Origin of the sequence: Nocardia pseudobrasiliensis NBRC 108224 (genome assembly GCF_001613105.1) — a bacterium.
Taxonomy (GTDB): Bacteria; Actinomycetota; Actinomycetes; order Mycobacteriales; family Mycobacteriaceae; genus Nocardia; species Nocardia pseudobrasiliensis.
Genome location: NZ_BDBS01000030.1, coordinates 163,108 through 175,174 on the forward strand (window position 1 = coordinate 163,108; position 12,067 = coordinate 175,174).

General features: G+C 67.2%; 14 protein-coding genes. 8 read left to right on the forward strand and 6 right to left on the reverse strand.

Annotated features, from left to right (window positions below; translation table 11 throughout):
* Nucleotides 1–30 precede the first annotated feature (30 nt).
* The 3 genes from NP4_RS23445 to NP4_RS23455 all read left to right on the forward strand — a co-directional run bounded on the left by NP4_RS23445 (nucleotide 31) and on the right by NP4_RS23455 (nucleotide 2,017).
* Nucleotides 31–435 carry an acyl-CoA thioesterase gene (locus NP4_RS23445; protein ID WP_245997443.1) on the forward strand — a complete coding sequence of 135 codons (405 nt, stop codon included), beginning with the start codon at nucleotides 31–33 and terminating at the stop codon, nucleotides 433–435.
* Between the two features lie 142 nt (nucleotides 436–577).
* On the forward strand, nucleotides 578–1,042 hold the full coding sequence (locus NP4_RS23450) for a hypothetical protein (protein ID WP_245997446.1): 465 nt from the start codon (nucleotides 578–580) through the stop codon (nucleotides 1,040–1,042).
* Nucleotides 1,043–1,054: 12 nt separating this feature from the next.
* A complete protein-coding gene (locus NP4_RS23455) occupies nucleotides 1,055–2,017 on the forward strand; it encodes an MvdC/MvdD family ATP grasp protein (RefSeq protein WP_068001586.1) in 963 nt (320 codons plus the stop codon).
* Between the two features lie 4 nt (nucleotides 2,018–2,021).
* On the opposite strand, the gene NP4_RS23460 is transcribed toward NP4_RS23455, so the two are convergent.
* Complete coding sequence (locus NP4_RS23460) at nucleotides 2,022–2,519, reverse strand: MarR family winged helix-turn-helix transcriptional regulator (RefSeq protein WP_174556167.1); 498 nt, start codon at nucleotides 2,517–2,519, stop codon at nucleotides 2,022–2,024.
* Nucleotides 2,520–2,589: 70 nt separating this feature from the next.
* Here NP4_RS23460 and NP4_RS23465 point away from each other — a divergent pair, with 70 nt between their 5' ends.
* Complete coding sequence (locus tag NP4_RS23465) at nucleotides 2,590–3,093, forward strand: cupin domain-containing protein (protein WP_068001589.1); 504 nt, start codon at nucleotides 2,590–2,592, stop codon at nucleotides 3,091–3,093.
* 118 nt (nucleotides 3,094–3,211) lie between these two features.
* Here the strand turns inward: NP4_RS23465 and NP4_RS42730 are convergent, their stop codons facing one another.
* Nucleotides 3,212–3,451 (reverse strand): helix-turn-helix domain-containing protein, encoded by a 240-nt coding sequence (locus NP4_RS42730; RefSeq protein WP_062515014.1) that lies wholly within the window; start codon nucleotides 3,449–3,451, stop codon nucleotides 3,212–3,214.
* Nucleotides 3,452–3,623: 172 nt separating this feature from the next.
* Here NP4_RS42730 and NP4_RS23470 point away from each other — a divergent pair, with 172 nt between their 5' ends.
* Nucleotides 3,624–4,232 (forward strand): dihydrofolate reductase family protein, encoded by a 609-nt coding sequence (locus tag NP4_RS23470; RefSeq protein WP_068001591.1) that lies wholly within the window; start codon nucleotides 3,624–3,626, stop codon nucleotides 4,230–4,232.
* 60 nt (nucleotides 4,233–4,292) lie between these two features.
* On the opposite strand, the gene NP4_RS43110 is transcribed toward NP4_RS23470, so the two are convergent.
* Nucleotides 4,293–5,243: a CAP domain-containing protein gene (locus NP4_RS43110; RefSeq protein WP_147287902.1), complete on the reverse strand. Its 951-nt coding sequence runs from the start codon at nucleotides 5,241–5,243 to the stop codon at nucleotides 4,293–4,295.
* A 437-nt stretch (nucleotides 5,244–5,680) separates the two neighbouring features.
* On the opposite strand from NP4_RS43110, the gene NP4_RS23480 reads away from it, so the two are divergent.
* Nucleotides 5,681–6,670, forward strand: a complete 990-nt coding sequence (locus NP4_RS23480; protein WP_068001596.1) for a hypothetical protein — start codon at nucleotides 5,681–5,683, stop codon at nucleotides 6,668–6,670.
* A 55-nt stretch (nucleotides 6,671–6,725) separates the two neighbouring features.
* On the opposite strand, the gene NP4_RS23485 is transcribed toward NP4_RS23480, so the two are convergent.
* The gene (locus NP4_RS23485; RefSeq protein WP_062515006.1) at nucleotides 6,726–8,357 is read right to left on the reverse strand and encodes an ABC-F family ATP-binding cassette domain-containing protein; all 1,632 of its coding nucleotides are present in this window, start codon (nucleotides 8,355–8,357) and stop codon (nucleotides 6,726–6,728) included.
* Between the two features lie 133 nt (nucleotides 8,358–8,490).
* Here NP4_RS23485 and NP4_RS23490 point away from each other — a divergent pair, with 133 nt between their 5' ends.
* Nucleotides 8,491–9,255 (forward strand): SDR family oxidoreductase, encoded by a 765-nt coding sequence (locus NP4_RS23490; protein ID WP_068001598.1) that lies wholly within the window; start codon nucleotides 8,491–8,493, stop codon nucleotides 9,253–9,255.
* Here NP4_RS23490 and NP4_RS23495 read toward each other — a convergent pair.
* The gene (locus NP4_RS23495) at nucleotides 9,252–10,094 is read right to left on the reverse strand and encodes a threonine synthase (protein WP_147287903.1); all 843 of its coding nucleotides are present in this window, start codon (nucleotides 10,092–10,094) and stop codon (nucleotides 9,252–9,254) included. The genes NP4_RS23490 and NP4_RS23495 overlap by 4 nt on opposite strands.
* A 110-nt stretch (nucleotides 10,095–10,204) precedes the next feature.
* Between NP4_RS23495 and NP4_RS23500 the strand changes: the two genes are divergently transcribed.
* Nucleotides 10,205–11,338: a lycopene cyclase family protein gene (locus tag NP4_RS23500; RefSeq protein WP_068001604.1), complete on the forward strand. Its 1,134-nt coding sequence runs from the start codon at nucleotides 10,205–10,207 to the stop codon at nucleotides 11,336–11,338.
* A gap of 198 nt (nucleotides 11,339–11,536) precedes the next feature.
* Here NP4_RS23500 and NP4_RS41720 read toward each other — a convergent pair.
* Nucleotides 11,537–12,067: PP2C family protein-serine/threonine phosphatase (locus NP4_RS41720; RefSeq protein WP_068001607.1), on the reverse strand; the 531-nt coding region annotated here is incomplete at its 5' end.

Here is a 12,067-nt window from a genome sequence, read left to right on the forward strand (position 1 = left end):
CCGCGGGTTTGCAGAGGTATGACCTTCTCCGTGCCCGTTACCGTCCGCGGTTATGAGATCGACGTCAACGGCCATCTGAATCAGGCCGTCTACCACCAGTACGCCGAACATGCGCGCTGGGAGCATTTCCGCGCGGCCGGACTGGACGCGGAGAAGATGGCCACCACCGGACTGGGCCCGGTCGTCCTGGAATCCACCATCAAATACCTGCGGGAACTGCATCTCGGCGATGAGGTGACCGTCACCAGCGCGTTCGAATGGGGTCAGGGCAAGGTCTTCCGGTTCCGCCAGCAGATCATCAAGCTGGACGGTACGGTCTCCGCCGACATCACCGTCGTCACCGGACTGATGGATCTCACAACGCGCAAACTCGTATCGAATCCGGTCGACCGGTTTCGCGAATTGACCGACTCCCCGGATCTACTCGGACTCTGAGCGGTTGACCGCTCAACCGAAAAACTTACGGCGATAGCGCATTCCACGCGTGTGCGGCGCATATGCACGCACACCTGAAATCTTTCGTTGCGAACCGATCGATGCCCGCCGCGAGCTATGATCCAGATCACGCTCGGCTTCCGTGGCAAACCGCGAGCAGATCGGAGACCAGCCCATGTTCGACGCCGACCTCGATACCGTCGTACCACCCATCTCTGGTGATCTGGTGGGCGAATCGGAGCGGTCGGTCAGTGTGCGCGTGACCGACGGCGTGTGGACATTCGACCGCGCCGATGTGCTGTCCGTCGACGAATACGGCGGCGGCCCAACCGATTCCGAACGCCCGGTGCGAGTGCGCATCCGCCCCGGCGCGACCGCCGATTTCACCCGCCGGTTGCGCATCGATCTGACCGAACGACCGATGACGTTGACCCGCCCGCCTTCTCCGGCACGCGGCGACGAATTGCTCGCCCGCCTCACCGAGAACTGGGCCCGCGGCCTGCGCCTGCCCGCGACGCCCGGCGTCGGCGGCGCGACGTTCACCTTCTGCCAGACCAAAACCGATGGCCGCAGCGACGACGGCACCGCCTGCGACAGTCTGGACTGAGGGCGACACGCCATGGCGGGCGGCACGGCGAGCTCGGTTCTGATCGTCACCGAAACGCACGACGTGCACGCCGACGCACTGGCCGCCACGCTGCGAAATCGGCACGGCATCACCCCGATTCGGCTGGATATGCGCGACTTCCCGCGCGAGAGCGGCAGTTTCCGCCTCGGCCGGATCGGCACCGCGCGCACGCTGTCGCATATCCCGGGCCTGGACGCGGTGACCGCGGTGTGGTGGCGGCGGCCGCACCGCAGCCTGGTCGCCAATGGCATCTCCAGCGCCGACGACGAGTTCCGCCAGGCCGAATGCGACGGCTTCCTGCAGGGTCTGCTGTGGTCGATTCCGGCGCTGTGGGTCAACGATCCCGGCGCCGACCGCACGGCCTGCCGCAAAATCGTCCAGCTGGAGACCGCGCGCCGCTCCGGCTTCGCCGTCCCGGACACCCTCATCACCAACGACCCGGACGAGGCACGCGAATTCGTCGCCACCCGGCCCGGTCCGGTGGTGTACAAACGCACCGGCACCGGCCGCGCCGCCTTCGCCGAGACCCGGCTGCTCGGGCCGGGCGATCTCGACCGCCTGGCCACCATCCGTTCCGCGCCGACCACCTTCCAGGACTACATCGATGCCGACTGCGATCTGCGCGTGGTGTGGATCGACGGACTGGAGTGGACGGTGCGCATCGACTCGCAATCCGGTGTGGGACGGGTGGATTCCCGCCTGGACACGGCCGTGGAATTCACACCCGCGCGGCTGCCCGCCGCGGTGAGCAAGTCGCTGGCGACGCTGATGGGCGCGCTCGGACTGGTGTTCGGGGTGCTCGACATCCGCCTCGGCGTCGACGGCGAATACTACTTCCTCGAGGTGAATCCGCAGGGCCAGTTCGCCTATCTGGAGATCAAGACCGGCCTGCCGATCTTCCACAGCCTGGCCAACTTCCTGGTCACCGCCGACGCCGCGGTGCCCGGATACTGAAGCGCTACTCCATACTTCGCAGCAGTACGCGCAGCAGCCGATCGAGTTCGCCGCGCTCCTCGGCCGACAGCACCGACAGCAGCCGGGTCTCGTTGCGGGTATGGGCGGTGACGACCGCGTCGACCGATTCTCGCCCGGCCTCGGTCAGTGCGACGCGCACGGCCCGGCGATCCTGCGCGTCGGCGATGCGGCGCACCAGCCCGGCCTGCTCGAGCCGATCCAACCGGCCGGTCATCCCGGCTCGCGACAGCATCAGCGTATCGGCCAGCGCCGAGGGGTTCAGTTCGAACGGCTCCCCCGAACGACGCAGCGCCGCAAGCACATCGAACTCCCCGCGCTGCAACCCATGCTCGGTGAATACCGCCTCCACCGCGCGCGAGGCGATCAGATACAGCCGACCCAGCCGCCCGGCGATCCCCATCGCCTCGAGCTCCAGATCGGGCCGCTCCCGCTGCCACTGCGCGACGATCTCGTCCACCGCATCGGATTTCTCGTTCGCCATGGACAGAATTCTATTCGATGCCATATAGTTAGCCACCGAACTATCAGGCAGCGAACAATCGGAGCCCGCTATGAGCGTCACCGCACCCCGCATCCCGGCCGTCATCCGCCAGCCCGCCCAGGCCGAGGTGCATCGGACCGATCAGGTCACCATGCGGCTGCTGATCGATGCGCACGAGACCGGTAACAGCCTGAGCACCCTCGAGGTGACCATGACTCCCGGCGCGGACGGCGCCACGCCGCACTATCACACGCGCTCGGAGGAACTGTTCTACGTCGCCGAGGGCGAATTGCAGGTGATGGCGGGCGACGAGATCGTCACCGTGGGCGCGGGCGGCTCGATCGTGGTGCCACGCCACATGCCGCACGCGTTCGGCGCGGCGCCCGACAGCGCCGCGCGCATCCTCATCGCGCTCACGCCCGGCGTGCAGCGCTTCGAGTACTTCCGGGTGCTCGAGAAGGTCGCCCACGGCGAGGCGACACTCGCCGAATTGGCCGCCGTACAGGACGAATTCGACAATCACTTCGTCGACGCCCCGCAGTGGTGGGCCGAGCGAAACGCCAACCGGCGCTGAGAAATCCACCTCCGAGCCCGAGAGATTTTCCGGCACAGGCGGTCTCACGAGGAGACCGCCACCGGCCTCACGAACAGCGGAAGGCTAAGCCCCGCAGCGCGATTCGCGACATCGAGCCTTACTTGGACGCCACTTTGCGGCGATTGGCTCCACCGCGACTGCGGAGCTGCACATGCGACTCCACTAGTACGTTGTGGATGAATCCGTACGAGCGGCCGGTTTCCCGTGCCAGCGAACGGATGCTGGCACCCGCCTCGTACTGTTTCTTGAGCTGGGTTTGCAGGCGGTCTCGCGACTTTCCGGTGACGCGCGTGCCCTTACCCAACGTGGACTTCCCTTGTGCGGGCCTGTCACTCATGGCTTCCTCCGGTTGCCCTGCAGCCTCATTCCAGGCTAGACACTCTGCGTTCGGTGATCAACGCCTCCGTGTGATTCGCATCACGAATTCGGTGTCGACCCCCTAATTCGATGAATTTCTCCGGACCTCGCCGTCTGTACTCACGAGATCCCACAAGACCAGGAGCACAGACATGAGGACGATCAGCGCGGGCCTGTTCATCGCCGTCGACGGCGTGGTGGAGAACCCGCAGGACTGGCACTTCCCGTACTACAACGACGAGATGGGGTCGGCCGTCGACCAGCAGCTCGGCGCCGCGGACACCCTGCTGCTCGGCCGCAAGACCTACGAGGGCTTCGCCGGCGCGTGGCCCGATCGGGAGGCCGCCGGCGGCGAGGACGCACACTTCGCCGCCAAGCTCGGCGATGCCCGCAAGATCGTGGTGTCGCATCAGGATCTCACCTTCACCTGGCGCAATTCCGAAGTGCTCAAAGGTGATCTGATCGAGTCGGTCGCCGCGCTCAAACAGGAACCGGGCGGTCCCATCGGCATCAGCGGCTCGGTGTCGATCGTGCGGCAGCTGCTCGCGGCGCGCCTGCTCGACGAACTCCATCTGCTCATACATCCCATCGCGGTGGGCTCCGGCGAGCGGCTGTTCGCCGACGCCGACGCGGCCCTGCCGCTGACCCTGCTGCGCTCGACCACGTTCCGCACCGGCGTGATCCACGCGGTGTACGGTCCGGGCGAGCGCGGCGAGGCCGGCTACGACGACGCCAAAAAGCATCTGCCGCAACAGGATTGATTCGGGACTCTGCCCGGTGAGATGGTCCAATGTCATCTCACCGGGCAGCGCCCTCGCCCGCTACCACCATTGCGGGCCGTTGGACCAGCCGCCGCCCTGACCGGCGAACTGATCCTGGTCTTCGCCCTGGGAATCGAAGCCGTTGCTCCACGGATCCCAGGACACGTCTTCACTGCCGCCCTGCTGGCCGCCGCCGAACCAGTTGTTGAACCAGTCCTCCCACGGATTCGACGGCTTACCGGGCTTACCGGGCTTGCTCGGCTTGGGGAACCAGTCGTCCCACGGGTTGTGCGAATCGCCGCCGTCACCACCGCCCGGGAGCCAGGGGTCCCACGGATTCGACGTATCGCCGCCATCGCCGGGCTCACCAGGATCGGTCGGCTCACCCGGATCGGTCGGCTTACCCGGATCAGTCGGCTTACCCGGATCAGTCGGCTTACCCGGATCAGTCGGCTTACCCGGATCAGTCGGCTTACCGGGATCGGTCGGCTTACCCGGATCGGTCGGCTTACCGCCACCGGTGCCGGTCGCGAAGTCCTGCGTCCAGAACAGACCGCCGCGGCCCTTCGCCACGCCGACGCCGATGTCCTTCAGACCGCAGTTGAGAATGTTGGCGCGGTGGCCCGAGCTGTTCATCCAGCCGTTGACCACCGACTTCGGGTCGCTGTATCCCTGAGCGATGTTCTCGGCCCAGGTGTTCGCCTTGTAACCGGTCGCCGCGATCCGATCGCCCGGATCGCCCTTGGACGAGTTGTGATCGAGCCTGCCGGTCCGGGCCATATCCTCGGTGTGGGCCTGGGCGGCCTGCGTCAGATGGCTCTCGGCCTTCAGCGGCGAGCAACCCGCTTTCGCGCGCTCGGCATTGGTGAGGCGAATAACTTCATCGGCGTTGGAGGAGTCGGATTGCGGCGCCGCGCCCGCGTGGGTGGCCCCGGCGATGGTCGCGACAGCGAACGCCGAGAGACCGATGGTGGCCGTCACTGAACGCTTGGTGGCCGACGAGAAACTCATGGTTCCCTTCGAATAGACAAACACATAAAAAGGAATCACTGCGGAGATTTCGAATGCATCTCACAGCGTTTGTGGAATCGTTCTGTGCCCGAAGGGTATTCAAGTCGTGATCTGATCGCAACGTAACGCTCCGTAGCTGAAGGATTTTGAAGCCCCGCCTTAACGAACGAGCCAAGATCCCGCCAAATCGCCAGGCAGTCAGCATGAGTGCGGTGCAAGATCATCGTGCACCCTGTCCGGCTGTGAGGGGCTCAGGTTAACTCGGGTTAAGCCACATCTAACTCCGGTGGCCGACTTACACTCGCCCGCTTTACTATTCGAGCCACATCACGGACAAATAACGAGATCCACCAGGCGCCGCAGCGTCGAACAGACGGCCAGGCATTTCACCGAGGAACTGCGTCGCGGCGTACCGACTCTCGACGAAGGAACATCTGATGGGGAAACACAGCGTCAAGCGCACCGCCCTGGGCCCGGTCCGGATGGCGATGCTCTCGATGACCGCGTTGGTGACCGCCGCGGTCACCGCCGAACATGGTTCGGCCGAAAGCTCACACGAGAACCGGGCCATCGAGGCCACCACCAGCTGGACCGATCTCGACAGCTCGACGGGCGTACTGGCGCGGGCCAACGCCGACCGGCTCTCGCCGCAGGCCCACGAGACCGAGAAGGTCACCCCGCTGCCTGCACCGGCTGTCGCGGACTCCACCGGTCCGGTCGATGTCGCACCCGTGGCCATTGACACGGAACCGAAGCATGGTATCCCGCTCACCTACGAGAACCCCGACCAGCAGACCGAGCGCACGGTCACCACTGTCGCTGACACGGTCGCGCCCAAGTCGGAGCGGCTGACCGGCGGAAACGCCGGCGGCAGGCATGCCAAGAAGACCGACGCCGAGACCGTCTCGACCCGCAAGAACACTCCCGCCGCGGCGCCGACCGCACCCGCGGCCCCCGATCTCGGCGCGCTGCTCACCAGCGTCGCGCAGGTCCTGCAGGCCGGTGCCAATGCGGGCGGTTCACTGGCCCAGGCCCTCGGCACCGGTAGCTCGGCCCTGGGTACCGGTAGCTCCTCGGTCGCGCCCGTCGCCGACATGCTCGGTTCGGGCAGCGGTCAGCTGCTCGGGATGGACAGCGGCAGCGCGATCGGCGGCCCGCTCGGTCAGCTGGCCAAGGCGCTGGGATCCGGCAGCGCCGCCCTGGGCACGGGCAGCGCTCAGGTCAGCAAGGCCGGAACCGGCCTGATCGCGGGCTTCACCCCGAAGTCCGATACCAGCACACCGTACAAGCCCCGGCACGCCGCACCGGAGCCCGAAGAGGAGTCCGATTCCTCGGCGTCGGACAGCTCGGCATCGGACAGCTCGGCATCGGACAGCTCGGCTTCCGATTCCTCGGCCTCCGACGAGACAGAGACCGCAGTAGGCTGAAACCTGTTGCGGCACAGGCGTTGTCGCCAATGATGTCGGCAACGCCGTCGCCGCCTCAGGCCAGCTGGATGAGTTCCAGGTAGTCCTGGGACCAGTGGTCCTCGGTGCCGTCGGGCAGCATGATCACCCGCTCCGGATTCAGCGCCTCGGCCGCACCCGGATCGTGGGTCACCAGCACCACCGCGCCCGCGTAGCTGCGCAGCGCGTCGAGCACCTGCTCGCGCGAGATCGGGTCGAGGTTGTTGGTCGGCTCGTCCAGCAGCAGCACATTCGCCGCCGAGGACACCAGACCCGCCAATGCCAGGCGGGTCTTCTCACCACCCGACAGCGTGCCCGCGGGCTGTTCCAACTGCGGTCCGGAGAACATGAACGCGCCCAGCAGGCCGCGCAGATCCTGTTCGCCCGCGTCCGGCGCGGCGTGACGGATGTTCTCCCACACCGACGCCCGATCGTCGAGGGTGTCGTGCTCCTGCGCGAAATAGCCGATCTTCAGACCGTGCCCGGGCACCAGACCACCGGCCGTCGGCGTCTCCACCCCGGCCAGCAGCCGCAGCAGCGTCGTCTTACCGGCGCCGTTGAGGCCGAGTACGACCACCCGGCTGCCGCGGTCGATGGCCAGGTCCACGCCGGTGAAGATCTCCAGCGAGCCGTACATCTTGGTCAGGTTCTCGGCCATCAGCGGCGTCTTGCCGCAGGCGGCGGGTTCGGGGAATTTGATCCGCGCCACCTTGTCGGCCACGCGCACCTCGTCGACCTCGGCCAGCATGCGCTCGGCGCGCTTGACCATCTGCTGGGCCGCAACGGCTTTGGTGGCCTTGGCGCCGAGCTTGGCGGCCTGGGCCTTGAGCGCGGAGGCCTTCTTCTCGGCGTTGGCGCGCTCGCGGCGGCGGCGCTGTTCGTCGGTGGCGCGGGCGTCGAGATACTTCTTCCAGCCCATGTTGTAGATATCGGCCTCACCGCGCACGGCGTCGAGGAACCACACCTTGTTCACCACGGCCTCGAGCAGTTCGACGTCGTGGCTGATCACGATCAGGCCGCCGTCGTGGCCCTGCAGGAAGCCGCGCAGCCAGGTGATGGAGTCGGCGTCGAGGTGGTTGGTCGGCTCGTCGAGCAGCAGCGTGGTGTCGGATTTACCGCCGCTGCCGTCGGAGGCGGAGAACAGGATGCGCGCCAGCTCGATGCGGCGGCGCTGACCGCCCGACAGCGTGCGCAGCGCCTGACCCAGTACGCGATCGGGCAGACCCAGACTGTGGCAGATGCGCGCGGACTCGCTCTCGGCGACATAGCCGCCCAGCGCCGAGAACCGCTCCTCGAGGCGGCCGTATTTGCGCACGGCCTTCTCGCGTTCGGAGTCGTCGGCCACCTCGGCCATCAGGGCCTGCTGCTTTTCCATATCGCGGATCAGCGTGTCGAGGCCGCGGGCGGACAGCACCCGGTCGCGGGCGAGGATGTCGAGATTGCCCTCGCGCGGATCCTGTGGCAGATAACCGATTTCGCCCGAGCGGATGACCTTTCCGGCGTAAGGTTCACCCTCACCGGCCAGGATGCGCAGCGTGGTCGTCTTGCCGGCGCCGTTGCGCCCGACCAGCCCGATCCGGTCGCCGGCCTGCACCCGCAGCGCCGACCCCGGCGCGGTAAGCAGGGTGCGGATTCCGGCCCGGACCTCCAGGTCGGTCGCGGTGATCACAAACGTCTCCTCGGGATATCGGCGTCGGCTGGCTCGAGTGTGCAACGCGGGCACACGCAAGAACCACCGATTTTACCCATGCGAACAAAACCGAGCCGTAACGCGGACCACGCTGCGGGTAACGTGCCGTCTCATGAGTGAGGATCTCAAGGGCAGAGGCGCGCTGGTTTCGGGTGCGAGCCGGGGTATCGGCAAGGCGATCGCGGCGGAGTTGCTCTCCCGCGGGGCGAACGTATTGATCACCGCACGCAAGATCGAACCGCTCGAGGAGACCGCCGAGGAGCTGCGCGCGCTGGGTCATCCGGGCAAAGTCGTTGCGGTGGCGGGTAACTCCGGGGACAGCACCGCGCGCGCCGATCAGGTCGCCACCGCGGTCGCCGAATTCGGATCGCTGGACATCCTGGTCAACAACACCGGGATCAATCCGGTCTACGGCTCGCTCATGGAGGCCGATCTGGACGCGGTCCGCAAGATCTTCGACGTCAACGTGGTGGCCGCGCTCGGATATGTGCAGGAGGCGTATCGGACCTGGATGCGCGACAACGGCGGCGCGATCGTCAATGTCGCCAGCGTCGCGGGCATCCGGTCCACCGGCGTGATCGCCGCCTACGGCGCCTCCAAGGCCGCCCTGATCCGGCTCACCGAGGAACTGGCCTGGCAGCTCGGGCCGAATATTCGCGTCAACGCGGTCGCGCCGGGCGTGGTGAAGACCCGCTTCGCCGATGCGCTGTACTCCGCCGGGGAGGAGGAGGTCGCCAAGACCTATCCGCTGAAGCGACTGGGCACACCCGAGGATGTGGCCGGGCTGATCGGTTTCCTGGTCTCCGATGCCGCTTCCTGGATCACCGGCGAGGTGGTGCGGGTCGACGGCGGCCTGCTGGCCACCGGCGGGATCTAGCGGAAGGCCAACGCGCCCAGCATGTCCTGATGCAGGTAGCGCAGATATTTGGAGGCGGTGTCCTCGTTGACGGCCCGGGTCGTGGTGACCAGGGTGATGACGAGGAACTGCTTCTCGCTGTCGTCTTTCCACTTGCCGACCGAGAAGTCCTCGATATAGGTGCCGGGTCGGGGCTCGAGATCCTCGTCGGTGTACTGGCCGATTGCGGTCTTGGCCTTGTCGGCGTCGGCCATGCCCAGGACGTACTGGGTCAGCATCAGACCGCCGCCTTCGGACCGGTAGACCATCTCGGCCGCGTACTGGCAGCCCAGGCCGGTGAGTTTGCCGTTGACCTCGATGTCGTGGCAGCTGGCGTCGTCGCGGCCCTCGACCCAGTCGGCGTGCAGTTGGACGTCGCCGAGTTTGAAGTTCCAGTCCTTGGCCTGTTCTCGATAGCTGAACTTGCCGGAGGCGGGCTGGGCGGGCGCGCTCGAACGCGGTGTGGACGGGGCGGTGGAGCTGTCGGTGGCGGTCACCAGGTCCGGGGTGGTGGTGCCGGTGGCGCGATTGTCGTTGTCGCTCTTGCCCTTGGTGATCAGTACGACCGCGGCGACGCCGATCACCAGGACCGCGATGGTCGCGATGACGATGCCGATGATGAGACCGTTGTTGTTCTTCGGCGGTGGGGGCGGCGGCGGATATCCGCCCGGGTAGCCCTGATATCCGGCGGGCTGACCCCAGCCCTGCGGATCCTGACCCCAGCCCTGCTGCTGGCCCTGACCCCATCCTGGTTGCTGACCCCAGCCGGGCTGTTCCTGTGGATTGTGGCCGTACGGGCCGGAACCAGGGGGATACGTCATCACTGCCACCTTCCGCGCCCGGGCCACCATGCACCCTCCGCGGTCGTCCCCCCGGGCATGGCCTGCAGACCCTACCGGACGCGCCGAGGCCGACCGAAACGCCTGCCGGGATGACGGATCACGAGCCGCAGATCTGGTCCAATTCCGGTGTGACCACCGATCTCATCGTATGCGGCCTGGGCCCGGCCGGACGCGCTCTCGCGCATCGCGCACTGGCACAGGGCTTCTCGGTGACGGTTGTCGACCCGCATCCGGACCGCCGCTGGACCGCGACCTACGGCGGCTGGGCCGACGAGCTCCCGCACTGGCTCGACCGGCGCGTCCTGGCTGCGACGGTGGAGCGGCCGATCGCCTGGGGCACACGCCGATTCGAGATCGACCGGCGCTATGTCGTCTTCGACACCGCGGCCCTGCGCGACTCGCTGACCCTCGACGCCGCGCGGGTGATCGCCGCCCGGGCCACCGCCATCGAGCACGGATCGTTCCGTATGAAACGGCCTGCGCGAGTTCATCTCTCCTCGGGAGAGATCCTCACCGCCCGCCGGGCGATCGATGCCCGCGGCATATCTCGTTCCCCCGCGCACGCCGAACAGACCGCCTACGGCGTCGTGGTGCCCGAAACCATCTGGAACGAACCGCTGTTCATGGACTGGCGCCCCGACAGCGGCGCAGCCCCGGATCAAACACCGTCGTTCCTGTATGCGATACCCTTGGGCCACAACCGTTTCCTCCTGGAGGAAACCTGCCTCGCGGGCCGCCCCGCCCTCCCCCTCTCAACCCTGCGCACCCGCCTCCACCACCGCCTCCACACCCGAGGCATAACCCTCCAGGGCACCGAACCCACCGAGCACGTCCGCTTCCCCCTTCAGGGCGGCCATCCCTCCCCCCACCGATTCGGCGCGGCCGCCGCAATGCTCCACCCCGCAACGGGTTACAGCCTCACCACATCCCTGGCCACCGCCGACACTCTCACCGGCCCCACCGGCAAAACCATCCACCTCCTACGCACAGCGGGCCTCCGCTCCCTCTTGGCTCTCCCCCCAACCACCCTCCCCGCCTTCTTCGACATCTTCTTCACCCTCCCCCCACACCACCAACGCGCCTACCTCTCCTCCACCAACCCCCGCACCACCGCCACCGCAATGCTCGCCCTCTTCACCGCCCTCCCCTGGCCCCTACGCCGCACCCTGGCCACCGCAACCTTGGGCCTGCACAGCCCAAACCGCACTCCCGACCGAAAGTGACGGAGAGTTCCCGCAATCGGCGAACATCGCCTCTGGACTCTTACCGATATCCGGATGAGCGAGCACCGCGTGGGCCAGATCGTTACCGGTGCGGCTCACGAAAATAGGCAACGCCGAAGCTCACCGCGCGGACGGCCATCGAGACCCCTTCGATCGAACCGCTTGTCCGGCCTCAGGCTACGGGATGCGGGTGGCTCGTCAGGTGCGGTCGACCACCAGGGCTGTGGTGTTGTCGGTGCCGCCGGTGCGGAGGGCCATGTCCACCAAGGCGTCCGCGGTGGGGCCCGCGGGGGTGGTGGCGGCGAGGAATTCCTTGATGGTGGCGATTTCCAGGCGTTTGTGGACGCCGTCGGTGCACAGGAGGAGACGGCCGTGGCTGGTGCCGGTGATGGAGTGGCCTACGGCTTCGGGGGTGACCGTGCGGACCGAGGTGGTTACCAGGTGGCTCATGCGCGGGAGGGGTTGGCGGCCCTGGGCGCGAAGGAGTTCGGCGACGGTGTGGTCGGTGGTGATCTGATGCAGGACACGGCCGTTCCAGCGGTAGGCGCGGCAGTCGCCGACCCACGCGATATCGCAGGGGCCGTCGGGCTGGTCGGCGGCGGGGATGACGGCGACGGCCAGGACGGTATCGGCCGCGGGTTCGGGGAATTGGCGGTGTAATTCGTCGCGGGCGGCCAGGATCGCGGCGACCGCGCCGCGGCGGGTGCCGACCTGAGCGGCGACCGCGGC

What these genes read in the sequence shown, in the direction of transcription:
- NP4_RS42730 (WP_062515014.1), bottom strand. Translation starts at nt 3,451, where the DNA reads ATGAGTGACAGGCCCGCACAAGGGAAGTCCACGTTGGGTAAGGGCACG.
- NP4_RS23490 (WP_068001598.1), top strand. Translation starts at nt 8,491, where the DNA reads ATGAGTGAGGATCTCAAGGGCAGAGGCGCGCTGGTTTCGGGTGCGAGC.
- NP4_RS23470 (WP_068001591.1), top strand. Translation starts at nt 3,624, where the DNA reads ATGAGGACGATCAGCGCGGGCCTGTTCATCGCCGTCGACGGCGTGGTG.
- NP4_RS23480 (WP_068001596.1), top strand. Translation starts at nt 5,681, where the DNA reads ATGGGGAAACACAGCGTCAAGCGCACCGCCCTGGGCCCGGTCCGGATG.
- NP4_RS23500 (WP_068001604.1), top strand. Translation starts at nt 10,205, where the DNA reads ATGACGGATCACGAGCCGCAGATCTGGTCCAATTCCGGTGTGACCACC.
- NP4_RS23455 (WP_068001586.1), top strand. Translation starts at nt 1,055, where the DNA reads ATGGCGGGCGGCACGGCGAGCTCGGTTCTGATCGTCACCGAAACGCAC.
- NP4_RS23465 (WP_068001589.1), top strand. Translation starts at nt 2,590, where the DNA reads ATGAGCGTCACCGCACCCCGCATCCCGGCCGTCATCCGCCAGCCCGCC.
- NP4_RS43110 (WP_147287902.1), bottom strand. Translation starts at nt 5,243, where the DNA reads ATGAGTTTCTCGTCGGCCACCAAGCGTTCAGTGACGGCCACCATCGGT.
- NP4_RS23495 (WP_147287903.1), bottom strand. Translation starts at nt 10,094, where the DNA reads ATGACGTATCCCCCTGGTTCCGGCCCGTACGGCCACAATCCACAGGAA.
- NP4_RS23460 (WP_174556167.1), bottom strand. Translation starts at nt 2,519, where the DNA reads ATGGCGAACGAGAAATCCGATGCGGTGGACGAGATCGTCGCGCAGTGG.